The organism is Qipengyuania sp. SM2507, assembly GCF_053714505.1.
Map to the genome: position 1 here is coordinate 42,296 of NZ_CM132307.1, position 24,294 is coordinate 66,589.

Annotated in this window: 20 protein-coding genes; 5 read left to right on the forward strand and 15 right to left on the reverse strand. The window is 60.8% G+C overall.

The features are described from left to right. Positions 1-247: 247 nt before the first annotated feature. From ACWIKC_RS00245 to ACWIKC_RS00280, 8 genes are all read right to left on the reverse strand, one after another. Positions 248-907 (reverse strand): hypothetical protein, encoded by a 660-nt coding sequence (locus ACWIKC_RS00245; protein ID WP_454598141.1) that lies wholly within the window; start codon positions 905-907, stop codon positions 248-250. 595 nt (positions 908-1,502) lie between these two features. Further along, positions 1,503-2,855, reverse strand: a complete 1,353-nt coding sequence (locus ACWIKC_RS00250; RefSeq protein WP_454598142.1) for a type II restriction endonuclease — start codon at positions 2,853-2,855, stop codon at positions 1,503-1,505. After that, on the reverse strand, positions 2,839-3,327 hold the full coding sequence (locus tag ACWIKC_RS00255; RefSeq protein WP_454598143.1) for a very short patch repair endonuclease: 489 nt from the start codon (positions 3,325-3,327) through the stop codon (positions 2,839-2,841). The genes ACWIKC_RS00250 and ACWIKC_RS00255 overlap by 17 nt, the downstream gene beginning before the upstream one ends. Then, positions 3,320-4,663, reverse strand: coding sequence for a DNA (cytosine-5-)-methyltransferase (gene dcm, locus ACWIKC_RS00260; protein ID WP_454598144.1), 1,344 nt, complete (start codon positions 4,661-4,663; stop codon positions 3,320-3,322). Before dcm ends, ACWIKC_RS00255 begins: the two co-directional genes overlap by 8 nt. Before the next feature lie 559 nt (positions 4,664-5,222). Next, positions 5,223-5,996, reverse strand: coding sequence for a hypothetical protein (locus ACWIKC_RS00265; RefSeq protein ID WP_454598145.1), 774 nt, complete (start codon positions 5,994-5,996; stop codon positions 5,223-5,225). Further along, positions 5,993-6,766, reverse strand: a complete 774-nt coding sequence (locus tag ACWIKC_RS00270; RefSeq protein ID WP_454598146.1) for a hypothetical protein — start codon at positions 6,764-6,766, stop codon at positions 5,993-5,995. The genes ACWIKC_RS00265 and ACWIKC_RS00270 overlap by 4 nt, the downstream gene beginning before the upstream one ends. Then, entirely contained in the window at positions 6,763-8,685 is a 1,923-nt protein-coding gene (locus ACWIKC_RS00275) for a hypothetical protein (protein WP_454598147.1), read from the reverse strand. Before ACWIKC_RS00275 ends, ACWIKC_RS00270 begins: the two co-directional genes overlap by 4 nt. Beyond that, positions 8,685-8,918, reverse strand: coding sequence for a hypothetical protein (locus tag ACWIKC_RS00280; RefSeq protein WP_454598148.1), 234 nt, complete (start codon positions 8,916-8,918; stop codon positions 8,685-8,687). Before ACWIKC_RS00280 ends, ACWIKC_RS00275 begins: the two co-directional genes overlap by 1 nt. A 254-nt stretch (positions 8,919-9,172) precedes the next feature. Here ACWIKC_RS00280 and ACWIKC_RS00285 point away from each other — a divergent pair, with 254 nt between their 5' ends. After that, complete coding sequence (locus ACWIKC_RS00285; RefSeq protein ID WP_454598149.1) at positions 9,173-9,823, forward strand: DUF2971 domain-containing protein; 651 nt, start codon at positions 9,173-9,175, stop codon at positions 9,821-9,823. A 127-nt stretch (positions 9,824-9,950) separates the two neighbouring features. Here ACWIKC_RS00285 and ACWIKC_RS00290 read toward each other — a convergent pair whose 3' ends face one another. The 6 genes from ACWIKC_RS00290 to ACWIKC_RS00315 form a co-directional block, all read right to left on the reverse strand. Then, a complete protein-coding gene (locus tag ACWIKC_RS00290; protein ID WP_454598150.1) occupies positions 9,951-12,908 on the reverse strand; it encodes a TrlF family AAA-like ATPase in 2,958 nt (985 codons plus the stop codon). A gap of 367 nt (positions 12,909-13,275) precedes the next feature. Next, positions 13,276-13,896: a helix-turn-helix domain-containing protein gene (locus tag ACWIKC_RS00295; RefSeq protein ID WP_454598151.1), complete on the reverse strand. Its 621-nt coding sequence runs from the start codon at positions 13,894-13,896 to the stop codon at positions 13,276-13,278. A gap of 396 nt (positions 13,897-14,292) precedes the next feature. After that, positions 14,293-14,826, reverse strand: coding sequence for a GNAT family N-acetyltransferase (locus ACWIKC_RS00300; protein WP_454598152.1), 534 nt, complete (start codon positions 14,824-14,826; stop codon positions 14,293-14,295). A 175-nt stretch (positions 14,827-15,001) separates the two neighbouring features. Then, positions 15,002-15,778 carry a TSUP family transporter gene (locus ACWIKC_RS00305; protein ID WP_454598153.1) on the reverse strand — a complete coding sequence of 259 codons (777 nt, stop codon included), beginning with the start codon at positions 15,776-15,778 and terminating at the stop codon, positions 15,002-15,004. Positions 15,779-15,906: 128 nt separating this feature from the next. Beyond that, complete coding sequence (locus tag ACWIKC_RS00310) at positions 15,907-16,848, reverse strand: HEPN domain-containing protein (RefSeq protein WP_454598154.1); 942 nt, start codon at positions 16,846-16,848, stop codon at positions 15,907-15,909. Positions 16,849-17,213: 365 nt separating this feature from the next. Continuing rightward, positions 17,214-18,533, reverse strand: coding sequence for a tyrosine-type recombinase/integrase (locus ACWIKC_RS00315; RefSeq protein WP_454598155.1), 1,320 nt, complete (start codon positions 18,531-18,533; stop codon positions 17,214-17,216). A gap of 398 nt (positions 18,534-18,931) precedes the next feature. Here ACWIKC_RS00315 and ACWIKC_RS00320 point away from each other — a divergent pair, with 398 nt between their 5' ends. Together ACWIKC_RS00320 and ACWIKC_RS00325 are read left to right on the forward strand one after the other, a co-directional pair. Then, positions 18,932-19,990 carry a diacylglycerol/lipid kinase family protein gene (locus tag ACWIKC_RS00320; RefSeq protein ID WP_454598156.1) on the forward strand — a complete coding sequence of 353 codons (1,059 nt, stop codon included), beginning with the start codon at positions 18,932-18,934 and terminating at the stop codon, positions 19,988-19,990. Beyond that, positions 19,987-20,889 carry a hypothetical protein gene (locus tag ACWIKC_RS00325; RefSeq protein WP_454598157.1) on the forward strand — a complete coding sequence of 301 codons (903 nt, stop codon included), beginning with the start codon at positions 19,987-19,989 and terminating at the stop codon, positions 20,887-20,889. Before ACWIKC_RS00320 ends, ACWIKC_RS00325 begins: the two co-directional genes overlap by 4 nt. A 34-nt stretch (positions 20,890-20,923) precedes the next feature. On the opposite strand, the gene ACWIKC_RS00330 is transcribed toward ACWIKC_RS00325, so the two are convergent. Then, positions 20,924-21,415 carry a DUF2141 domain-containing protein gene (locus ACWIKC_RS00330; RefSeq protein ID WP_454598158.1) on the reverse strand — a complete coding sequence of 164 codons (492 nt, stop codon included), beginning with the start codon at positions 21,413-21,415 and terminating at the stop codon, positions 20,924-20,926. A 265-nt stretch (positions 21,416-21,680) separates the two neighbouring features. Here ACWIKC_RS00330 and rpe point away from each other — a divergent pair, with 265 nt between their 5' ends. Next, positions 21,681-22,340, forward strand: coding sequence for a ribulose-phosphate 3-epimerase (gene rpe, locus ACWIKC_RS00335; RefSeq protein WP_454598159.1), 660 nt, complete (start codon positions 21,681-21,683; stop codon positions 22,338-22,340). After that, positions 22,340-24,289, forward strand: coding sequence for a heparinase II/III family protein (locus tag ACWIKC_RS00340; protein WP_454598160.1), 1,950 nt, complete (start codon positions 22,340-22,342; stop codon positions 24,287-24,289). The genes rpe and ACWIKC_RS00340 overlap by 1 nt, the downstream gene beginning before the upstream one ends. Positions 24,290-24,294: the final 5 nt, after the last annotated feature.

Genomic DNA, 24,294 nt, shown 5'->3' on the forward strand with positions numbered 1-24,294 from the left:
CGCCAAGTGGATGTTATCGGCTCAGCGGAGCCGAAATCTCCCAATGATTACAGTGCCCATTATCATCATGTCGGGCGCACCAGCTGCCTATTTCAAGATCAATTTTTTGGGCCAGTTCCGGACTGTCCGCTTGAGGTAACGAGCGGACGCAAAGCTGCCAGTCGGCTGACGACCCAATATCGGACCTTTGCACCGTGAGAGGCGCCGACCGAAAGCGGACCGACAGCTTGCTGCTGCTTCAGTATATTCAAAATGGGACAGGGGGTCGGATGGAGATCGCCATTGCCCCCGGGTTCTCCGTTGAAAACCCGACAATGGTAGTGCGGTCGAGCCGCAGGGTCACACTCCCGTCCCCGACAATCGCGCTCTGCACCACCTTCGTGTTCAACCAGTCACGTAGCCCTGTTGAACTGGAACAGATTTCCTGCATCCGACCTTGCCCGGTGCAGTTCGGAGCAAACGATTCACTGACGTCGAGAAATGCATTGTAGCGTTCGAGCGCCCACGCAATCACTTCAAGGTCTGACTCATGCGCACCCACCAAGGTCACATAATTTGTGGCCGGGCATTCCCCATCAGGAGAGATCAAGGCGAGCTGAAGGTCGGATTTAAGCGACCCGACCCACCAGGCCGCTTGCCCGCCGATCTCACCTGCTGGATTTATCGCCGCGCGCCATTGGGTTCTCATACAATGCGCCCGACTGGGAACCGGCCTTTCGTAAAGGAAGAGCGAAGTCTGCCGGTTCATGCCGCGAGGCGATTGGATCTCGAAAGCCATGATCGGATGCTCGTTCCGAGAGGACAGCACCACCTCTCCCAGTTGTTCGGGTGGCAGCGTTTCAGGGTCGGGAATGGCTGTGATCAAGGGTTGTAGGGAAAGAAGAACTGCGATGAGCGAATGGACCATACGTGCTTGGATGGTCCGTGTGTAGGTAGGCGTCAACGTCTGTCAGCTATCCACCCAATTGCTGACATTTGAGTGGAAGCGACGCACTCCCGAGAGCAGCCGCTCGTTTGCTGGCTATGCGAGCGTCAGAAGAGGACCGATTATTTAAGTATATGCAATTGTTATACTTTTTCTAATCCATTTTCGATCAAAAAATGCCCCCGTATTTTACGTTGGCGAATTTTCCTGAACTGCTTGGATGCCAGAGCAGGGTGAATTTGTCCATATCTATTCAGCACTATCCATATGTGATTACCTTACCGGTTTGGTTGCGGCTTTGCGGTCGAGGCATGAGGCTCAATCGCCAATCAAGTCATTTTCGCAATGCGCCGTGCTATTGGTTCGACCACAGAACCCGCCACGCCTCTCAACGATGCGGACCAGACGGGTCTGTCCTTTACCGCGCTCCTCTCCAGTCTCCGAACTGGCAAGGTTCGACCTGACCCCAGTTTGGGAAACCAGCCCCGGATGCATTCAGAATGCACCCTGGAGCAGAATTTCAAACCGCAGGCACGCAACCTTCCGCTCACCAGCCGGATGGCCTGACCGGGGATTGTCAGGCCCAGGCCGGGATGCGCCTGTCCTGCAGTTCCCCGCGAAAGAACGTTGCAAAGTCGATCACGTTGGAATGGCGCACGTACTCGGTGTCTTTTGATTTCCGGAGACTCTCGGGAACGACCAGGGCGATCCCCATAGTGGCCATGTCCTCGATCGCGTTGGCCGCAATCGATTCATCGACGGTGGCAAGGAACAGGTCGCTGCTGCCCATCTCGCTCTGGACCTGCTTCCAGCGCTCGCGAAGCGTGGTCTTGGCGCTGAGGATCAGGCCGCGCTGCGCGCCCTCGTACGGCTTCATGAGATGGGCTAGCGATGGCAGCACGAAGTCGGGCCGCTTTTTCGCATCCATCACGACCTGCTTCGCAAAGGGAATATCCCCTGCCGCGAGCATCGCCTCGATATGGTGCTCGAAGGAATAGCCCGCCCGCGACTTGCGCTGCTGGCTTGCTGACAGCATCAGCCGGTCCACCTCGCCTACAGCATCGACAAGGCGCCTGACCACGCCTCTCATGTCGAGAGTTACCGCATCATCACCCAGCACCTTGCGGACCAGCTCGACACCGCGCTCGCGGCGCTGGAACTCGCGAAACAGGTCCCATTCGATCTTACGGCTGATTTCGCGAACCGCGTCGCCCGGAAACTCGAGTTCGAACGGGTTGAGAGAGGCAAGCCGGTGCCGCTCGAGAAAGCTTTCGCGCGCCAGCTGCGCCAGTTGTGCGGTTGCCGGCATCGATGCCCTGCCCGCGGCAAAGCCGGCGATGTCGCCTGCCAGCCAGGCCTGCGCGACCTCTTCGGCGAAATCGAGTATCCGGTCGCGTTCCATCGCGATCGCCTCGGCAGGATCCACGATCCCCGCGCCGAATCCCGGGTCGATCCCGAGTGTGTCGAGCAGGACTGTGGCATCCTCGGTGCTGGAATCGACCGTAAGACATATGTAGCGCGGCTCGCCTGCGTCATCAGCCCTTGCCATGACGAGCCAGGACGCGGGGGCAAGTTCGGCAAAGGCAGCCTTCGGTACCCGCGTCATGTGGGTTTCCTGGCCCTTGCCCGTGTAGTGAACGAGCCGTGTCACCTTCTCTTCGCCGAACTGGGGCCATTCGGTCCGGAACAGCACCTCTCTGATCACGTCGGCTTCGGGATCGTCGCGCTCCATGACTTCCAGCGGCGGAAAGAAGCCGCTGTCGCGCTGTGCAGGCAGTACATATACACCGCCCTGGTGCTTGTTGCTCCGCTGTGCCCAGTCCCGGTCGTTGTTGGACAGTTTCTTGAGGAAGACATTCCGCGACGTCCGAAGCAGTTCGGCAAGCAGGCCGCTGCCATCCCCGGCAAAAAGATCATACTGCTGTGTCATCCGCTCTCCGTCCGTCCGGTTCCTGCCCGGCTATTTCGATAGAGGGCTGGTCCGAATGAAGCCAGCCGGCGAGCAGCCGGACAGGTTCGCCATGGGGCAGACGAGTCCTGCCCTTCAGACTGCACTCCCAGACGGTCGCCAGTCGCCAGCCCGCTTCCGAAAGCGCCGCAGAGTGCCTCCGGTCATTCTCGCAATTGCGCGTGATCTTGGCGCGCCAGAAATCCTCGCGCGTCGAGGGCCACCGGAACAGGTGGCAGTCGTGGCGATGCCAGAAACAGCCATGCACGAAGATCAGAGCGCGCCGCGCCGGGAACACCAGGTCGGGTTTGCCGGGCAACCTGCGGTCGTGGAGCCGGTATCGAAATCCGAGCGCGTGGAGGCCCTGCCGGATGATGATTTCCGGCTTCGTGTCCTTGCCCCTGATTCCGGCCATCATCCGGCTGCGCACAGCCGGCGAGACCACGTCAGCCATGGGCAAGCGCCGGTTCGCGCACGCGTTCTGCTACCGCCTCGGGAACAATCCGCTGCCCGACGATATGCGGCGCCATGATCTTCGCCACGGCGCGGACAACCGGCACAACCACTGCATTGCCGAACTGGCGATAGGCCTGCGTGTCGGAAACCGGGATGATGAACTCGCTGCCCTGCGGTTCGTCAAAGCCCATCAGTCTGGCGCACTCGCGCGGCGTCAGCCTGCGGGGCCGGTTGCCAGGCTGCAGGACCAGGCATTCGGAGCCGTCCTTGTGATAACGGGCCGAGAGTGTGCGCGAAACGTCGTGCGGCCCGAAGACCGAATAGCCAAAGCCGTTGCCCTTCCTCGCGTGCTTCTCCTTGTAGCCCTGCAGGTAGCCCCACAGATGCTCGCTCAGCGTGTATTTGGCGGGCACATCGGTTTCGAGGATGTCCCCCAGAACAGGATCGCAGACGTCCGGAAACTCCAGATCGTCAAAGCTGAAGCCGGTCTCCTCACGGAACCCGACAATGAAGACGCGCTCGCGCTTCTGCGGGACCCAGGGTGCCGAACTGATTACCCGGTACTCGACCCTGTAGCCAAGCTCCCTTGTCAGGACGTGCATGATTGTTGCGAAGGTCCTCCCCTGGTCGTGACGCTCCAGATTCTTCACGTTCTCGAGCAGGAAGGCCTTCGGACGGTGATGATCGATGATCTTGGCCAGATCGTAGAACAGGGTCCCCTGCGTATCGCACAGAAAGCCGTGCGGCCGCCCGAGCGCGTTCTTCTTCGAGACCCCGGCTATCGAGAAGGGCTGGCAGGGAAATCCTGCCAGCAGGACATCATGCGCCGGAACCTTCCACGGCTCTTCGGCATAGGGCCGGACGTCTCCGGCAAATTCGTGATCGAACGGATTGTCCGGGAAATTGGCAGCATAGGTTTTGCGCGACCAGCGGTCCCACTCCGCCGTGAACACACATTGGCCGCCGATCTCCTCGAAGGGCTTCCGCAGGCCGCCAATTCCGGCAAAGAGATCGATGAAGCGGAACGCGGGTTTCTCCCGCTCCACGAAGGAAACATTCGCTGCTGCCCGCGCCATCCTCGACACAAAATCCATCGCCAGCGGAGCAGGGTCGGTGCCGCGCGGCCCCGGCGTCTCGTAGCGCCTGATCGACCGTTCAGTGACATGCAGCAGCTGCGCCGCCTCCTCGATCGACAGTCCGGCGCATTCCCTCAGTCTTGCAAACTCGGTGCGGCGATCAAGCACGGGCATCTCCACTGGGTCCGGAAAGGACAGGATGTCAAATTCAGACCCAGTGATGAAACATTTGCAGAACATCCGCAAGAGTCCCGTCAACCGGGTTTCCACAGGATTTGCGCCGAGGTACTTCCACGAGCAAGGCGCAGAGCCCTGCCCGCCCAGACTCCACCCCCTCATCCCGGCAAGCACGCATGGCCCCGCCATGCGGCCTGCCATCCGGCGAGGATGGGTGGGGGAGGGAAAACCGCAAACCGATGCCCTGGCGCGGGCCAGCGGGCGCGAGCCCGCCACCCGGGGGCATCTGTTTGCGGTTTCGGGAACGAGAGGGCAAAGCCCTTGGCGTTCCCGCGTCAAGGATCGTAGCCGCGATCCGCACCAACAACGGCACCCCTGCACGGCGCGAAGCCGCCGGACGCCCTGCGCGCGGACCTGTGGGCCAGCGGGCGTCCGGCAATGAGAGAGGCAGGCGTGCCTGCGGGACAAACCAGAACGCCGCGCCTTCAGGAGCGCGCAGCGCGGGACAGAGCGCGTCCACAACACCTCCCGCTCAACCCAAAAACTGCTCCTGATCGTCACCCGCATGGGCCGGGACTACAGGCCCGGTCCGCGCAGCGGATAGAGCAGGTCGCCCGCAAGGGCAGCCACGCGGAATATATCAGACCACCTTGGAGAACCACTTTTCAAATTCCCGCGGCAGAATGTCCCGGATCCTTCCCGAAGGCATCTCGTAGAGATCGAAGTTCATATAGAGTTGCGGAGAGATGACGGACACCAGGCGCCGGAAACTTCCAGGAGTTTTTTCCGAGCCCGCCACACCTTTCCTCAGCTTCTCTGCTTCCTGGTCGTAGAAAAGATCGAGACAAAGATCGATGAGGTGCGGATTGGAGCGCACATCGTCCTTCTGCGACTGCTCGACAAAATCCGAATGCGTGCTGCAGGGCACCGAGAGAAACAGCTTCGATTTCTCGCCGTACTGTCTGTAAATGGACCAGGCCATCTTCGCCAGATGGCGATAGTACCTCAGCCGGTTGTTATCCGGAATATACCGATACTCGCTGCCAAGGAGGGCTTGTCCGTCCTTGCGCCGCGCGAGCAGCTGAGCGAGATAGACCATACTGATCCAGGTCCAGAGTCCATCATCCTGCTCGGCCTTCCCATGGGTCACGATGCCGGCAAGGTAGCACCCCATGTCAAAGCGGCTGGCGAATTGCCTGCTCGTATCGATCTCCAGCTTTTCTTCATAAGCCTCCGTGAGGTCGTCTCTGAGCGCCAGCTGCGCGAGAGTATCCAAGTCATCGGACGAGATAGGCGTGCCCAGGCTCCCCTTCTTTGAGGAAGCTTGGTCGCGAAGGCTCTCGATCACGAGACGGACCGCTGAAATTCCCTGAGGGGTAAAGCGCATGACCTGGGTGCTAGCAAAATCGCTCATTTTCCCTCCTCCAGCATCAGATCGAACAGGGTTTTGCCTCTGCGCCATTTCGTTTCAGCAAACTCCACGACGCAATGTTCGGCCCATTCCAGCCAGTCGTCCGGATTTCCATCTGGCCCGCCGAATGCCCCAGAAGGCAGTTCTGCATCGAAGCGTTCCTTGCAGAATGCCACAACCTTTCCACCCAGCGTTCCCTCGTCCAGATCCTCCTCGGTTTCGACACGGCGGATCAGCCCGGTGAGAAGCTCCCGGAGCATGGCGGGAAGATATAGCGACTGGAGGACGGGATCACGCCATGATCCGAATTTCTCTTCAAGCCTGCGGTTGAGAACGAGACGGGGATTGGCGACATCGTCCCACTGAATGCACCATGGCAATGCACCGAGATCCTCCAGTGCAGGAACTATGAACGGTTCCCTCTGGATCCTGCCTTCAATCTCGACGGGACGAATGTCGGCAGTAGCGGCGATCACCCGGCCTTCATCGGCACCGGTTGCGACTTGCCGGACCTTGAATCTCAGCGAGGCATCGGAGGGAAATCCTGCGAAATCGAGGTCCTCTCCTGCCGGGGTCGCAATTGTGTGACGCTGGTGGCGACCGCGATCGAAGCCATCGAGAACCAAGCGGTAGTCTTCCCCGGTCTTGAGAACCTTTGCATCCACGCCAACCCTGACACGGATGTAGGACTCTGTTCGATCAAGAACACGAATGTCCACGAAGGCGGACTTGATTTTGCGACGCTGGGTAAAGTTGAGGCTGGCGGCGGTCATTGGGCAGCCTCCGCGACCTTGCGAACGTCGATGTGCACGTCGCGATTGGGATCAAACCCGGTAAACCCGATCTCGAAATCATCGTTCTCGGCAACAAAATCGAGGCTGTTCGGAGTTTTGACGGTAACAATGCCTCCCTTGCTGTCGATCACGCCCTCTTCAGCGAAATCGAAATCCGAGGGATGGTGATGCTTGCGCCAGTTGGACTTGCTCTTTCCGAAGATGATGTTCGCTGCCCATACTCTTCCGCGAACGGGCCCGGACGTCTCAATCGCTTCCCGCAGATGTTCGGTACCCGAGATGGCAGCGCGCCCATCGGCCAGCTTCTGAATACGGAACAACTGGGGAGACGGCGGCGGGATATCGGGCGGAACCGGCGTGACAGTTCCGGGCTTCTTGCCGTGAGTGCCCCCCTTCACGCCCGGAGCTTCCGGCTCAACCTCCCTTTCCACATAGAATATGTCGTCAGCGAAACTTTCGACCTGCTCCTGATCGTCCGTGCCGGTAAGGATGGCAATGAAGGCACTTCCCAGCTTTTGAACCAGGTGCCGCTGCCAGTATTCCGAGGATGCATACCGGCCTTGGCTGCGACGCTGGGCAGAGTTCTTCCACTCGGTGTGTCCGGGGTCTTCGGCATACTTCATGTACTCCGAAAGCTCGTTGCCATCGTCGTCGTTGAAGATATCGAGAATAAGAACCGAGAACGGCTGAGCGGCGCGACACTTCTCTTTCTCGATCAGAATATTACCCCGGAATGCCTTGTATGTCTTCTGGCCACCCTTGTCCCCGCCCCTCGCGAAGAGGTCCGCGTAACCGAGCACGGTCTGCCCGCCCGCTAGCGTAATAGGGATGGCGAGACGCGCCGATACCACTCCGCCAAGTGCGAAGGTTTCCTGCATCTTGTTGACGTTCGCATCGCTGAACGCGTCGACGGAAAGGCCGGCGTCGTTCGAGAAGCCGAAGTCGCTCCGGAGATAATAAAACTCGTTCTTGCGTGCGAGACGGGTCGCTTCCAGCGACACCTCGATCGTCGAACGGAAATCGGCACTGTAGTCTCCCGCTTCAACGATCCCGAGGATGTTCGCCTTGTCTAGGGTCACCGAGTTTCCGGTCACAGCGTCCCTGATCTCTACGACGAGACTTCGCTTGATGATCGGGAAAAAGAAGTTCTCGACCACCGCCCTGAGCAGCGAGTCCTCGCTGATCTCGTTCCGGACGTCGGGGATAAATACAGAAAGTCCGTTCTCGTCAGACCGGCGCAACCGGGTGTGCTCGCGAAAGCGCTGCAGCAAGTGCAGATCTGCAGAACTTGTGTAGGGATAGATCACACGCGCGCCATCGCTCTGCCGGTTCACCCGCTTGCCGAACCTGGCGTAGCCAAGATATTCCTTCGGCCCTAATTCATGCGGCGGAAGGATCGAGTATCCGACGAGCAATTCTTCCCCGTCCAACCGGCGGGTAAGGGCAAGGAATGCATTGGAGTTCGAGGCACCTGAAAGCGTGCTCTTCCCAACCCCGTGGCTTCCTCCGCTTCCCTTGCGTTTGTTCGAGCGCCCTTCCTCCCACCAGAAGCTGTACAGGCTCTCGTGAGGCTTCTCTTCCTTGTCGATCGGTCCGAGGAGACCCTTCGTGTTGAAGTCCTCGATCAACAGATAGCGCGATGATTGCGGTGCATCCGTGTCGCGGCCGGCAGCTTGCCAGTGTTCGCCAAGAGCAGTGTAGGCTTCCGGGAAGCTGGCGGGGTCAGCAGTCCCCAGGGAGAGAACGATCCGTACGGGCGCCGATTGATCTTCGACGGCATCGAGAGAGTTCTGGAAGGACTCGCGGACAATGGCCTCGCTGGGTTTGCCGGAGAAAAACTCGCTGAGTTTCGACTCGGCAATTGTGTCCTCATACGCTGCCTCACGAAAATGCCACATTAGTCTCTTCCCCCCAGCGAAAACTTACCCTTCGAGCCGGTGCCGCCCTCTGTGAACTTCCGTTTCATTTCACGGACTTCCGAATCAATAGCGCGGAAGATTTTCTGGTAATCCGATTCACTGAATTCGTAGTTACCGGCGTTGGACAGATTGCCGATCAACTGGATCTGCTTGATCGCATTATTGACCCTCTTTTCTGCCAGCTCGACGAATTTTTCCCTCTTCCTGCTCAACGCCTTCGCCCTCCATAATCTATATCTCCACTCTCTGATCACACATCCTCACTATGTTTGCAATACATATTGATAATGTAGTCCTTAGGTCGAGCATGTATGTGCCGTTATGGGCCAAAGATTGATCATCCAGAGATCGCCTCCTGTCCATCAGGAGGCAGGAGAAGCGGCGAACCAGTGGGGCAAAATCGGACCTGCGTGCTCGCCGTTATCCCGGGACTCGAAATCGCAGCAGCAAATGCTAGGTCGTCGCAATGCGTGTATATCATCTCATGCCAGCCGAGTGGGGACTTGCGGCTGTCAGAAATAGACGACTCAAGGTCGCCCGCTTCGCCGATCTGAATGATCCGTTCGAACTACTCGGTGCCGATCTGGCAGACAGGGGACACCGCTTTGCATTTCGGCAATGGAAGGAGCAGATGAATGACCGCTTCGGCGTCCTGTGTTTCAGTGACAGCTGGCGTAGCTCTCTCCTGTGGAGTCACTACGGCGACAAACACCATGGCCTCTGCCTTGGATTCGACCTTCCGGACGAAAAAGCAGTGAAAGTGCGCTACAGAAAGTCGCGCTTGGCGGTGGCGGAAGACGAGCTCGACGAAGCGAATGCCATGCAATTCCTCTCCACGAAGTCTGGCGAGTGGGAATATGAGCGCGAAACAAGGGTCCTGGTTCACCTAGATGAACCAGATCCTTCCGACGGCAATTATTTTGCAAATTTTGGGAACGAGGGAGATGATCTCGTCCTGCGCGAAATTATCGTCGGTAGCCTCGCACCTGTTACGCGCAGCGAACTGGAGAACGAACTGGAGAAAGCCGGGCTGGCGAGTGCGAGCGTTGCTCTGCTGAAAGCTAGGCTGGCATTCAAGTCCTACTCCATCGTCAGGGACAGACGCGGGCTTCAGTAGTGTCGCGCTCGCTGTCTCGGCAGATCCTCTATGGATTGATTACCGCCTGAAATGAGGTGTTTGCTGGATGGCATCTTCCGGTATCGAAAGCACCCGAAGCGGACGCTCTCACACTGCGATCGCGCATCTAGATCGACACTCTCAGTCGACGAGCACGGGCTTTGAAGGCATCCTCGCCTCCTTCCAGAATGGCGCAAACACGGTCACGAATGTGGACCTCTTCGAGCCCGCCCATGGTGTAGCTGATCGCCGGCAATTGGCCTGGCGCGTGCGTTCCGGCCTCCGCAATGATGATCTGATCGGCGTCGGTGTTTATTACAAGATTGGCATTGTGGGTGACCATGATGACTTGCCGCCGAAGTCGAGCTTCGGCGAAGAGCGGCACGAGTTCATCAAATATGGACTTCGGGTCGAGATTTTCCTCCGGTTGATCGATAATGAGGGGGCGATCATCTGTTCGATCCAACGCTAGATACAAAAGTAAAAGGACGATACCACGCGTGCCAGGTGACAGGTTGCGAATGTCCGTACTGTCGTATTCGACGGAGTAACCGACTGAGATATGGTCGGTGCTGTAGAGCCATTTAGCGAAAGACTTGAGCCATGCGCGATGTGCGACGGGATCGGTCTGGGCGACCCGGGAGTTGGCGAGCAATATCTTGTCATGAGCGATACGAAACTGCTGCATCGCGTCTGACACCTCGTCGGCGGAGCCCGTCTCCCACACTTGGCGCAGGTACTCTTCGGCAAGCTTATAAAGCGTACCTTCACCCTTGAAGGGCCCGTTCTTGCGTAGATCAACGAATGCCTCACCAGCCCGGGCCCATTGTTCTACGTCAGCGGTGCGCCGGACCGAAAAGGATAGCTTGTTGAGCGTCCCCGGCGAAGCTTTTAATCGCTCTTCGATTGGTGAGTATAGGTCATTCAGGACCCTCTCCTCAGCGATGATCGAAGCAAACACGCTTTCGTAAGATTTGGTCCGTTCCTCAACCAAACCCTCGCGTCGAGCGGCGGCCCCTTTGGCATCGTCCAAGCGAGCTTTTAGGTTGCCGATCGCGTCGGTTTCTCCATTTATCTTGGTCGTCAGCTGTGCGAACTTGTCCTGCGTCGCCTTGTCGATGTTGATGATCTGATTGAGCCGGTCGATCTCGGCGTCGAGCACTGCCAGCGTATGCTGCTCAAGGTCGACTGTGTCCGCAAGCGGAACGGGCGGGACGCCAGGTGCAAGCGGCGTGCCTTTCCACGCGGCGACAGCGTCGCGCGCCTTTTTTAGGCGCGCCGTTAGCACATCACCGACTTCCCCTATGAAATCCGTGCCGAACGGCCCCCAGTCTTGCCCGGCGAGTCCAGCTGATCCGAATTTTGATTGTAGACGCCGCAAAGCTTCCGGCGACTGGTTGCAACGAAAATCGGCGACTTCATCCTGCAATGTCAGAAGTTGTTGCTCCTGGATGCTGAAATACCGGATATTACCGCGCACCTTCTCTGCGGCGGCCGACACGATGCCAAAGCGTTCACTCGTCGCCGCATCGCCTTTCTTAACCAACAGCCCCCGTTCGCTGGTGAAGCGGGCTAGATTTTGCTCCTTCTCGATGATCTGCTTTTGCAGACCGTCAATGCTCTTCGTCTTCTCGATCTCGTCGCTAATCCGCTCCGAGAGACTGAGCAGTGCAGTCTCGTCGCGCAACCGAGCCTCACGATGACGAGCCGCGCGGAGATCGAGCAATTCGCCGAAATCAGTTGCCCCATCTCGGGTTGCAACCGAATGCGACTCAAAGACGACACGCTCCACCTCATTTAGCAGCTCATCGGAAACCCCGTCGGACGCACACAGGCGATCGACAAACTGCTGCGATAGATATTGCGCACGCTTAATCTGGAAATCGTCGTCTTCAGTTACGTCAGCCAATGTCCGATCATCGGCCTCGCCAGACGCCCAATCGGTCTTAACGACCACGCCCGTCAATAGGTCGCGTGCCCGAAAGAGAAACGATTGCTTGTATGCGTCGAGCGGTAGCGGAATCGCGTCACAGCCAGCGACAATGAGTTCAACTAAGGCTGTTTTGCCCGAACCTCTAGCGCCAATGATAGTAATGAGACCGGCATTGAGAGGTAGCGATGGGGTTTTCACCCAAGCCGCGCCCTCAATCGAAAAGTGCGAGATTACTTGCGAATCTGATGCACCACTCGGCGGCGTCACACCCACGAATGCTCTGTGGGGCGAAATGCAGGCTTGCCGAAGTGCATCGAAGGCCGGGGCGCCCTTAATCCAACCGAACCGATTACCGGTTGGCTCGCCTACTCGAGCCAATGTGTGTGCATCGCTACCGTGCAAGCAGGGCTTCTCGCATCCGTACTTCCGCACAAACTCTTCGCGCGGGAGTTTTTTGCCCAGCCAAAAATCACGGTCCTTCGGATTGGCCGAGAAAATTGCGCTGGCAAACTTTTCTACCTCGCGGCGCAGGGTGGCATCGGCGCCATCCTGCATTCCAGAAGTGCCGTCGGAGCCCGCTGCGACGGCCACCAGGATGTTGTCGCGAGCCCAGCCGAAATCGTTGAAGATACTCTTGAGCTGTTCGAAGCTTACTTTGAACTGCGTTGACCCGTGGCGCCGTGCGGTAACTTTGTCCTTTATGGTTGGATCGGCTTTGAATCCGAGTCTTTCTAGCTCGGCGGGCGTGCAGCTGAATCGGTCGTTGAGAGCACTGAACGTCAGACCCGCCAAGATACGATTAAGTTCGTCCAGATGGTTGGGATCCTCTGGCGATACCAGCAGATGGACGTTAACCCACGAGCCCGCGGCAGTGCCCAAACCTAGGCGCATTTCGATGTTCGGAAATAGCGTCCTGCAATCGGGTAGGCGACCTTCCTTGTCCTTTGCTACACGCAGTCGGGCATAAGTGTCGGTGTTGTAGTAATCGGTAAGGCCGATGACTTCGATCGTTGGCCTGGCCTGTTCGAGCTTCGCGACATAGTCCTCCCAAGGGTCCTCTCCATCGAACTGGTCGTTCAATTGAGTGCCCGGCGCGTGGACATGAGGGTCCCATCGCCTCCAAATTGCGCCAACTTCAGTGCTTCTAGCCAACTGAACGCCCCCCTCTGACCGGAAAGGTTCTCGCTAACTCTGTGGGAAATACAAGAGAAACCAATATGAAAAGCGCCCAGAGCGAACGCAGCTGCAGTATAGGGAGGGTTCGGGATGACCGAAATCAGGGCGCAATTCGCTTTAAGGCTGTCCCTGAGAAAACAGCAGTTTTAGGGAATCTGCTAGGATGGCCGGAAGGATCGAAATGAGGGCGCAAAGCCGCCGCCAACTTAATCCACTAAGACCGTCGCGAAAGCTCGAGGGTAATGCTCGACGCAAGCGGCTCTTCGGCCCGTTCGCGCAGCGCTCGAACCGTTGAGACCAATTGCTGCGAGCACGATGGCTTTCGTGAGGTCGGGATGCATGGCTATTTACTACCAACTGCTGTGCCGGCTTCGGCTGGCAGGCGCCTGCGTTCGACAAGCGATCTCAGGCTCTCGGTCAGAACAAGCGTCGAATTGCCCAGCTTGATGAACTCAACCTCGCCTTCGTTAATCAGCACATAGAGCGTGCTGCGGCCGATCCCGAGATACCGACAGGCTTCAGGAACGCGCATGGCGATCGGCTCGATCGTGGACTGGTGATTCCGCTCGGTCCGCTGATCTGTTGTCTCTGCGTTCGCCATGCCGGTCGGTCCTTCCATCTTTCGGGTGATGACGGGCCGACCTGGGGGACATGGGAGCAGGCCAAGCCCGCCATCGACACCGACTATCGGTCGAGAGGAGCCGATTGCGCCACCTGACGTTTCTACGCTGGAGTTGCCGTTTTCACGCCGTTGCGCTGATCCGTCGTAGGACTTGGACAAAACGCATCCGCAAGCATCCGTAGGGACGATAACGGCCATGCCATTTGTGGAATCTGGGAACGGATATGCGCGCAGTTCGACCGAACGCCGTCGCCAAGCATTCTGAAAAGAAACGGTATTTTCAGGAAGTCGCCGCCGGGTTGATATGGGTGCCGTCGCATATTGCTCAACGAAACCAGCCACATGCAGCACGACCGACGGCGGCCCTTTTATCTCGCAATCTTATTCTCGCTCCAAGTCGGATGCTTGTGGACACCTAACTCATTGGAGATGGCGCGACACTCAGGTTGCAGCCCGCGTGCTATCGGTTGGCATTCAGGAATGTTCGCGTGGTGCAGACCGGAAGCAGAACTCCTGCAACGGCGAAGCTTACAACCTTCGTTGATCGATGCACCGCTTCGGCAACGGCAACTCGTTGGCAGCGTAAATGGCGCGGGGGCCAAGCGGTTTGAGAATACAAGTTTAGTTCATGGGCGATGCCGAAAGTGATGTACCCAGTTGGTCTCTTTGACCGCTTTCGGGTCCTAGATTTTGACACTCTGATGTCACAAGCGGGGGTGGAAGCTGACGTCCCGTTTTCTACAAGACAGGTCGCTGCAAATCGAGCCGCATCAAAATGTCTCGCTGAACATCGTCGCCGACCGTAAACTCGTGTTCGCCGAATGCCACGAAGCCTTGTCTGGTGTAGAACTCGATAGCCTTAGCGTTATCTTCCCACACGCCGAGCCAAACCGCGCTTGCTCCATTTTGTCTCGCCTGTTCGAGCGCAAACGCAAACAGAGACCTACCTATACCCGCCCCTTGCGTTCGAGCATCAACGTATATCCGCTCGATTTCGAGCGTCCGACCTTCTACCTTTTCCGTCTGTGCGTCACCTACGTTCAGCTTCAGGTATCCGATGACTTCGGTGTCGAGCTTCGCGAAATAGAAGCTGGTGTCGGGGCGTCCAATCTCCCGCAAAAGCTGGTCTGTTGAGAATGCGCTGTCCAGGTAGTCTGCCATATCGTCGGGGCTATTCCCGCTGGCAAAAGTGTCGATGAAGGTCTGGCGGCCAATGCGTGCGAGTTCAGCAACCTCTACGGCTTGGACCGGCTCTATCGAGATTTGGTTCATAGAGCGGAGCTAGGAAATCGGCTAGCGACACGTCAAGGGCGCGTCCTAGAATGCGTCGGGCGCAGAAATTCGGTTTTCGGCGCCTGACCCGCTCAAGCTGCCAGGTAGGTTTCGGGGTCACGTCTGGTAGCTCGGAATGGCTCGAACGTCGTGGAAAGAGGACATTTGTGCTTTCTCATTGGATCCAAGAAAGCACGGTAGCCGTAAGTGGGTTTGTGGGGTCCGCCAGCAGCTTCGCGGTGAGCGCGAGGGACATGATGATGAGCAGCGGTCTGGCCGCTCCGGCCCCAAAACGCATTGCCACGTAAGCGCCTGCCTGTCCTCCAGCCACGCTCGCTAACGCCATGGCGCAGCCAAGCACCCAAATAACATGCCCTCCGAGAATCAGGACGATAGTTCCCCCTACGTTGCTCGCGAAGTTGAGCAGCTTCGTGTGGGCCACGGCCCGCAAGAGGCCGAAGCCGAAAATCGCGACCAGGGCGGTTATGAGGAAGGAACCCAAACCCGGTCCGAAGAAGCCATCATAACTTCCGAGGATGAATGCGACCGCGATCAGTACCGGTGCGCCGGCGCGGCTATGCCGGTCCACCTCACCCATGCGAGGGGCGAAAAGGAAGTAGACCACTATAGCGATCAACAGGACTGGAAGAAACGCTGACAGGAAGCTCGGGTCAATACGCGTGAGGATGAAAGCCCCCACTCCAGAGCCGACAAAGGCCGCTACCGTAGGCAGGGCGAACTTCTTAAAGTCGATGTGACCCTTTCGCGCGAACGCAAAGAGTGCACCACCTGTGCCGAAGCTCGACTGCAGCTTGTTGGTGGCCAGCGCCTGAACCGGCGGAATGCCCGCCGCCAAGAGCGCCGGTATGGTTATCAGACCTCCACCGCCCGCTATGGCGTCGATCATGCCCGCCAAGAAGGCCACCCCCATCAGGAGCGCGATAATCTCCAATCCAAGTTCCATCAGCGCTCTCTAGCGTTCGGCTCACCCTTCGCAACGAACGTCGCAGGTTGGGTCGCTAGCTGAATGTCCACTTTCAGCTCCGAATTTAGAAAAGCGGAAGCTCGGTTTTGGTACAGTCACCGAACCTTGTCAGGCCTAACTTTCGCATCGGCCTTGAGTTTGTCGATACGTTCGGAGCATACCGCGTGCACCACACGGCCGAGCTCGTCGACCTGCGCGCCAAGCCATTCGAGCTCTTCTTTGGTGACGCGGTAGTGCTTCGAGTAGCGCGCCTTAACGTAAGCGTCCTTCAGCTTCTCGAAACGGGTTCGGTCGCGCTTGGTCTCGCGGGGCCAAACATAGGTCAGTCGTGAGTCGATCCGCTCCGCCTGGGTGCGCAGGAAGGCAAGGTTGTGATTATGGGGGGTATAGAAGGTGCAGACTAGAAGGACGCCGTGGTAGAGCCGCTCTGTCGCCTGATGTAGTTCGAATGCTGCTTTCTTGAAGCGAGACCGGTCAACGTTTGATCGAAAATCGTCGAAGAACTCACCAGCGCTTGGATACCAATCTTCAAAATACTCTGTCGCCATGGCCAGTGCCTGCGTCGGCGTCTTCGGCTTTGGCGTGTGAAGCTCGGTGTCGTCGGACTGATAGACCGCGATCCCTTCCTGCTTCACGTCCATGAAGAAATAGCGCCCGTGGGCGAGCCCGTCGTTCACCTCCTGTAGGGTGTGAACGATAAAGTTGACCGGGGTCAGGAGTGTGCCGGTCACGCCATACTCGCGCATCAGCCGCTCATCGAGCTTGGCCCAGTACTTCACCCGGTCGGTCAGGCGCTTGTCGCTGACTATGATCAGCAGATCGAAGTCGGAACGGTAACCCTTGGCGGTGTGCGGCTCATCGACCCATGTGCCGCGCGCGTAGCTCCCGTAGAGGATGACCTTGAGGATACGCCCGGCCTTCTTCCACTCGTGCTTGGCAAGCGCGAAGGCGTCTTCGAACTCCTCGAAGATCAGCTGAACCACGCGCTCAAGTTCGCGCTGCTTCTGGGGCGGCAGATGGTCGAGATTGGTACGCATCAGCTAACTCTTAGCAAGCGGTTTGAATAGTTGCACCTGCCAGATGGCGAGGCGCGCGGGGCCGGGGCCATCCATAGCGCTGAGGACCCGCGCGCCGGCGTTCGCCGTTAGTAACAATCCGGAAGGATTGTCTGTTAGGATAGTTAAGGGCGGGAATTGCCGTGTGTTTTTATGGCGATAAGGGGCATTTGCGTTCCTGATAGTCCGAACTTTTGGTTCCTGATCGTCCGAACCTTCCGGTTCCCGATAGTCCGAAGAGGTCACAGCTTTGTCCACAAGGCTGGCCATCCCCATTTCTGGGGAGGGGGCTTGAATGTCCGAACTACTCATCGTGGGATGGCGGATTCGGTCCGGCACTACACCCGTCATCTTGCTGCCTGCCCGACGAGGAATTCGCTCATGGCGCTCTTCCTGGCTTCGCGGTCCAGCGCATAGCCGCGCCGTTGGAAATTCGTCCCTTCGAGCAGGGCGCTTATGTAGCCTGCGACCATGTCGGCGGCTGTGACCAGGGTAGCGTCGAGAACGTGAATGTACCTGCTCGTTATCGATCCCTTCGCGTGCCCCAACAGCGCCGCGATGGTGACTTCGGTGAGGCCGAGGTCGTTGCCGATGCTGGCAAAGCTGTGCCGTAAGACGTGCGCCGTCACACCTTCCATTGGCGAGCCTTTGAACAAGGCGTTCCAGTGGTTGGGGAAGCCCCCGAAGGCATTGTCGCTTCCGAAGCCCGGGAAAACATAGCTGCCCATCGCAATGTCACGCTGCGCTTCCAGAAACTCGATTACGGGCAGCCCGATCGGTCGGATCGACCTTCCCTCCTTACTCTCAGAAAGGCGCAGGCAACTGCCATCGAGATCAACATCACACCACTTGAGACTGATGATTTCGCCGCGTCTGCACCCCGTCAGTGCGATCTGGCGGATAATGTCCGTTGTCGGCCAGAAGCGACCATTAGCCTCGGCCTCCCGAAGCATCTCCCCAAGAATTCCATACTCCGCCTCGGTCAACCTCCGTTCTCGAACCTTGTACTTCGGCTTCTTGATACCGTGCGCCGGATTGTGATCGATCACTCCAAGGTCGATTGCGTAAGTCAGGATTCCGCCGATGAGGCCCAGCGTCCGGGTGGCTGTACCGGGTCCGCCCTTGACGATCGATTTGCCGCGCAGCTTCTCTGTTTTGACGATGATCCGCGACCGGCCAGCCATGATATCCCGCATGATCTTGACCATGTCGGCCCGGATGAGGTCCTTGACCCGCCGCGTTCCGATCAGGGGAATGACGTGTCGTCTTATCCGTCCGATGTCGGTGTCGATCGTGGACTGCTTCTTGGGCCGACCGCCCTTGCCCAGGATCAAGCCTTCCTCGAGATCTTGTATGTAGCGCTCGCAGAGTTGCTTCACCGTCATTGCCCGGTGATCTTCAAGGCGATCCTCGGCGGGATCGCTGCCCGCTGCCACGCGACCGAGCTGAGCCTTCGCGTCCCGACGGGCATTCTCCGCTGTCCAGACGCCGTGGCGACCGATGGTCAACCGTCGCGATCTGCCGCACTGGCGATACTGCACCACATAGCTTCGTTTACCTGAGGGGAAGACACGCAATCCGAAACCGGGTAAATCTTCGTCCCAGAGAATGTAGTTCTTGGTGCGCGGTGCTGCTGCTTCGACAGCGCGTTTGGTCAATTTGACCATGACGTTCTCCCTCTCGGAACGCCCGATTTCGAGTAAGCGAGAGGTCATCACGCGGAGGAAAGTCGGGGCGTAGCGTCGGTTAGGCCAGCGCAAACTCAGTTCACACTAAAACATCTAGAAACAGTATTTTAGCGCAGAATTTCGTAGTCTGGCGTACCCGATTTGTACCGGCTCCGAAGGCAGAGGTCACAGGTTCGAATCCTGTCGGGTGCACCAGCCGGATTTCGTCCCGAGTGTCGCCCTTCGCACCGCTGTCGCGCTGCCGCTTCCGCGCCGCATCGTGTGGCGCAGCGGCGTCGCTCGTGACGAATTGGTTACAAACTGCCTCGCAATGGCTTATGCAGCGCCTATATTCCGCGGCCACAAGCCAGCGATAAGGGTCAAGCGTCGAGGCGCGTATGAACAGTTCGATTTACGAATTCGCCGATCTGCCTGCGCCCAAGCCGGGCGCGCGGCCGGGTGCGGTGGCAGGGACGGGGCGTCCGCGGCGGTCGGATTCGCGGCGACTGACTTCGCGCCGGGCGCGGATCGGGGTGATCTACAACCCGCGCAGCCATCGCAACAAGGGCCAGGACCTGGCGCTGGGCGAACGCCATCACGTGATGGTGGCGACGCCCGAGAAGCGCAGCCAGATCGCCGCCGCGCTGGCCGATTTCGCCTCGGGCGGGATCGACTATCTGATTATCAACGGCGGCGACGGGACTGTGCGCGACGTGCTGACCTGCGGCCACGCGGTGTTCGGCGACGACTGGCCGCTACTGGCGGTGCTGCCCAAGGGCAAGACCAACGCGCTCAACGTCGATCTCGGCGCGCCTGCGGACTGGTCGCTGCGCGATGCGATCGACGCCTTCACCAGCGGCACCACCGTGACGCGGCGACCGCTCGAGATCGCCGCGCTCGACGGCCGCAGCGCGCCGCTGCGCGGCTTCATCCTCGGCGCGGGCGCCTTCACGTTGGGGATCCGCGCCGGACAGGACGCGCACAGATACGGCTTCTTCGACAGTCTCGCGGTGGGCATGACCTCCGCCTGGGGCGTGCTCCAGGCGATGTTCGGCAGCGACCGCAACCCCTGGCGGCGCGGCGTCGGCATGGACCTGCGGCTGCTGCCCGAGGGTGAGCGGCTGCCGCATTCGGGCCATGGCGACCCGGCGCGCCGCGAAGTCCTGCTCGCCTCGACGCTGCGGCGCATGCCGCTGGGGATCAAGCTGTTCGGGGAGCCTCGCGACGGGCTCAAATTCGCTGTCATGGACCACCCGGCCCGCCGCCTGCTGCTGTGCCTGCCTGCGATTCTCGCCGGCTGGCAGCCGCGCTGGCTGGCGCGCGCGGGCCTTCACCAGGGCGAGACCGAGGCCTTCGAGTTCATAATCGACGACCAGTTCATCCTCGATGGCGAGGCGTTCCCTGCGGGCAGCTACCTCGTCTCGCAGGGGCCGGAACTCACCTTCGTCACCGCGTGAGCGCGACGCTCGCCGCCCGCATCGCCGCCATGGCAGAGGCGCCGCCGCGCGCCGAGGTGGTGGCGTTCGCGCAAATGCTGGCAGACGAGGCCGGGGCCAGCGCGGCGCTGTTCTACGGTTCGAACCTGCGCACCGGGTCGATCGAGGGGGTGCTCGATTTCTACCTGCTGCTGCCGGGGCCCCAGCGCGAGCGGATCTGGCCGCGGGTGAGCTATCGCGAATGGGCGCACGGCGGCACGACGCTGCGCGCAAAGATCGCCACGCTGTCGCTGGAGCAATTCGCCCGCGCCGCGGCGGGGCGCTCGCGCGACACCACCATCTGGGCGCGTTTCGTCCAGCCGAGCGCGCTGGTCTGGTCCGTCGACGAGCCTGCGCGCGCACAAGCACTCACCGCGCTCGCCGAGGCCGCAAAAACGGCCGCCCGGCTGGCGGCGGCGCTCGGCCCGGCGCAGGGCCGCGCGCAGGATTTCTGGCGCGGGCTGTTTCGCGCCACCTACCGGGCCGAATTCCGGATCGAGCAGCCGGGGCGCGAGGATTCGATCCTCACCGCCAATCCGGCGCATTTCGAGGGGCTGCTGCCGCTGGCATGGGAAGCGCAGGGACTTGGGTACGAGCGCGAACGCGAATTGCTGTGCCCCCGGCTCCCCGAATCGGAGCGCCGCGGCCTGCTACGCTGGTGGCGCTTGCGCCGCCGCGCGGGCAAGCCGCTCAACATCCTCCGCCTCGCCAAGGCGACCACCACGTTCGAGGGCGCGGCGGCCTATGGCGCGTGGAAGCTCGAACGCCACACCGGGCTGAAGCTCGAAGTCACGCCGTTTCGTGAGAAGCACCCGCTGCTCGCGATGCCCGGCGCAGCGTGGGAGCTGTGGCGCGCGCGGCGCCGGCAGCGGCGCAGCTAGACCCGCCGCGCCATTCCCCGGTTACCCAGACCGATCACATATAGCGCATGTTGATCGTGATCCGCTCGACGCCATTACCGACATCGAAGCCGACCTTCTTGTAGCTCGGCTTGCCCAGATTGAAGATGTTGATGCTGGGGTTGTTCGACATCGCGCCGCCATCGGTCGACAGATCGGTCTTGCCGTTGCTGTTGACGTCGTGGCGCACCGCGATTCCGTAATGGCCGGATGCGGGCAGCGGGACGCAGACGCTCATCGTGCCGGCGCGCGCCGGCATCTCGATGCGGTTGATCCAGCGGCCCTTGTTCAGCCAGTCGCGGTCGGTCGCGCGATAGCTCTGGATCCGCATGGTGCCGCGGCTCTGCGAGACGCCGTTGATCGTCACCATCACCGAGGGGCCCGCGCCCGAAGCGCATTGCGCCGGGTTGTTCGGGATCGTCTGGCGGTATTGCGCCTGCGCCGTACCCGCGGTCGCGCCAAGCGCGAGGGCAAGCGTGCCGCCAAGGGCGATGAAAGTCCTGTTCATGTCGATTGTCCGATTTCTGCCGGAGGCGAAGCCTCCCGATTTGCACATCTTCTGGACGCTTGGCCCTGAATTGCGGCTGAATTGGCACCCTTATGGGTGCCGGCCCCGGAGTCGGGATGTCCCGCAGTGGCACATCGTGCCCGCGAACCGGGGAAAACACATGGGCAGCGCCTTGTTAACCGCGCTCTCCCACCGGTAACGCGGCGAGGTCGACCCCTGCCACGGCCCAAATGCCACGGTCTCACGCCACGGCCCCACCTTGCCCATGACCACACCGCTGATTGCCCCCTCCATTCTTTCCGCCGATTTCGCCCGGCTGGGCGAAGAGGTGCGCGCAATCGATGCGGCGGGTGCGGACTGGATCCATGTCGATGTGATGGACGGCCATTTCGTCCCCAATATCACCATCGGCCCGCAGGTGATCAAGGCCCTGCGCCCGCACAGCGACAAGCCCTTCGACGTCCATCTGATGATCGCGCCGATCGATTCCTATCTCGAAGCCTTCGCGGAAGCCGGTGCGGATCACATCACCGTCCACCCCGAGGCGGGGCCGCATATCCACCGCACGCTGCAGGCGATCCGCGGGCTGGGCAAGAAGGCGGGCGTGGTGCTCAACCCGGGCACCCCGGTCGAGGTGCTCGACAATCTGATGGACCTGGTCGACCTGGTTCTGGTGATGAGCGTCAACCCCGGCTTCGGCGGGCAGAGCTTCATCGCTTCGCAGCTCACCAAGGTCGAGGCGATCCGCAAGCGTATCGACGCCACCGGGCGCGCGATCCATCTCGAGGTCGACGGCGGCGTCAACCCCGAGACCGCGCGCCAATGCGTCGATGCCGGGGCCGATGTGCTGGTGGCCGGATCGGCTACCTTCACCGGCGGGCCGGATCGCTACGCGGCGAACATCGCCGCGCTGAAGGGCGCCTGATGGCGGGCGGCCTGCGCACGCTCAAGCGCTCCCGAGAGCGCGAGCAAATCGCGGGGCCGAGCGCGGGGCCGAGCGCGGGCAGTATCTTCCCGCTCGGCACCGACGAGGAACCCACCGCGCTCCCGGCGGATGACGCGACGCTCACCGAAACCGCACCGCTCGACAATTCGCGCGCGCTGGCGCTGGCCGATTTCGCCCCGGTCGCTTCGGGCCCGGTCGATGCCGCATTGCGTTGGGCCTATCGCATCGGCGTGCCGGGCTCGTTGCTTGCCGCGCCGTTCCGCAAGCCAGCCAAGCTGCGGCTGCTCGCGACGGTCGAATCGCCGCTCGAGGGCGACCGCGCTGCGGGCATGGCGCTGCGCTCCGGGCATTTTCTCGTTCACGGCGTGCGCGCGCCGATCGCGCAGATGGAATTCAGTTCTTCTGCGCGGCTGACCCCGCCCTTCGCGCGCGTCGTCCATGGCTTCTCCTGGCTGCGCGACCTCTCGAGCGCGGCATCGCGCGAACAGGGCGTCCCCGCGGCGGAACGCGTCATCCTTGCCTGGCTCGATGCCAATGCCGCCCCCAAGAGCGCCGGAGCGGTGGCGGATTTCAGGGTGCCCTTCGCCCATATCGGCCGCGGTCCTGCCTGGACGGTGGAAAATGCGGGTCAGCGGCTGTTGGCCTGGCTGGTCCATGCTCCGCTGGTGCTGTCGGGCGAGAACGAGCGCCTGCGTCCGCGCGTGTTCGAAGCGATCGCCGCCACCGCGCGCTGGCTCGACCGCCATGTCGAGGGTGCCGAAGATGGGCTTGGCGCGCTCACCGGCTGGTGCGCGATCGTCGCCGCGGGACTGCTGCTCCCCGATGGTCGCCCGCGCCGCCTGTTCGGTGAGGCCGGGCTGCTGCGCGCGCTCGGCGAAGCGGTCAGCGACGATGGCGGAATGCTGTCGCGCAGCCCCTTGGCGCAGATGGATGCGATCGCGCTGCTGATCGATCTGCGCGCCTGCTACGAAGCGGTCGATCGCACCCCGCCGCGTGCGCTCGACACCATGCTGGCGATGCTGATGCCGCCGCTGCTGGCGCTGCGCCATGGCGATGGCGGGCTGGGTTCGTGGCAGGGCGCGGGCGCCACCTCGGCCGCGACGCTCGCCGCGCTGGTCACCGCCAGCGGGGTCCGGGCGCGTCCGGGAAAGGACATGCGCCAGTGGGGCTATCAGCATGTCGCGCACGGCAAGTCGGTGCTCCAGTTCGATGCCGCGCCGCCGCCGCGCCGCCGCCATTCGCGCTTCGGCTGCGCCTCGACGCTGGCATTCGAATTCTCGCAGGGGCCGCATAGGATCATCGTCAATTGCGGCGGCGCCGCGCTCGCCGGCGGGCAGGTGCCCGCGCGGATCGAACAGGGGCTGCGCGCCACTGCGGCGCATTCGACGCTGGTGCTCGACGATGCCAATTCCACCGCCGTCCTGATCAAGGGCGAGATTGGCAAGGGGGTCGAGGAAGTCGACATCACCCGCGCGGCGATCGAACGGCCCGCGCGCCGCAACGGCCAGGGCACCCGCAAGGGCACGCGGATCGAAGCCTGCCACGATGGCTACGCCTCGCGCTTCGCGCTGATCCACCGCCGCATCCTGGTGCTGTCCGACGACGGCCGCGAACTGCGCGGCGAGGACGTGCTCGACCCCGCAGGCAAGCGCGGCCAGCGCGGCAAGATCGGGTTTGCGATCCGCTTCCACATCGGTCCCGGGATCGAGCTCGGCCTGTCCGAGGACCGCCGCGGCGCCGGTCTCGCGCTTCCCGACGGCAGCTATTGGCAGCTGCGGCTGGGCGGCGAAGAGGGCGAACTCGCGATCGAGGAAAGCCTCTGGGTCGACGGGCAGGGTCGCCCGCAACCGATCCAGCAATTGGTCGTCGAAGGCCTGGCATCGCGCAGCGGGGGACATTTCCCCTGGCTGCTCAAACAAATGGGATAATTGCG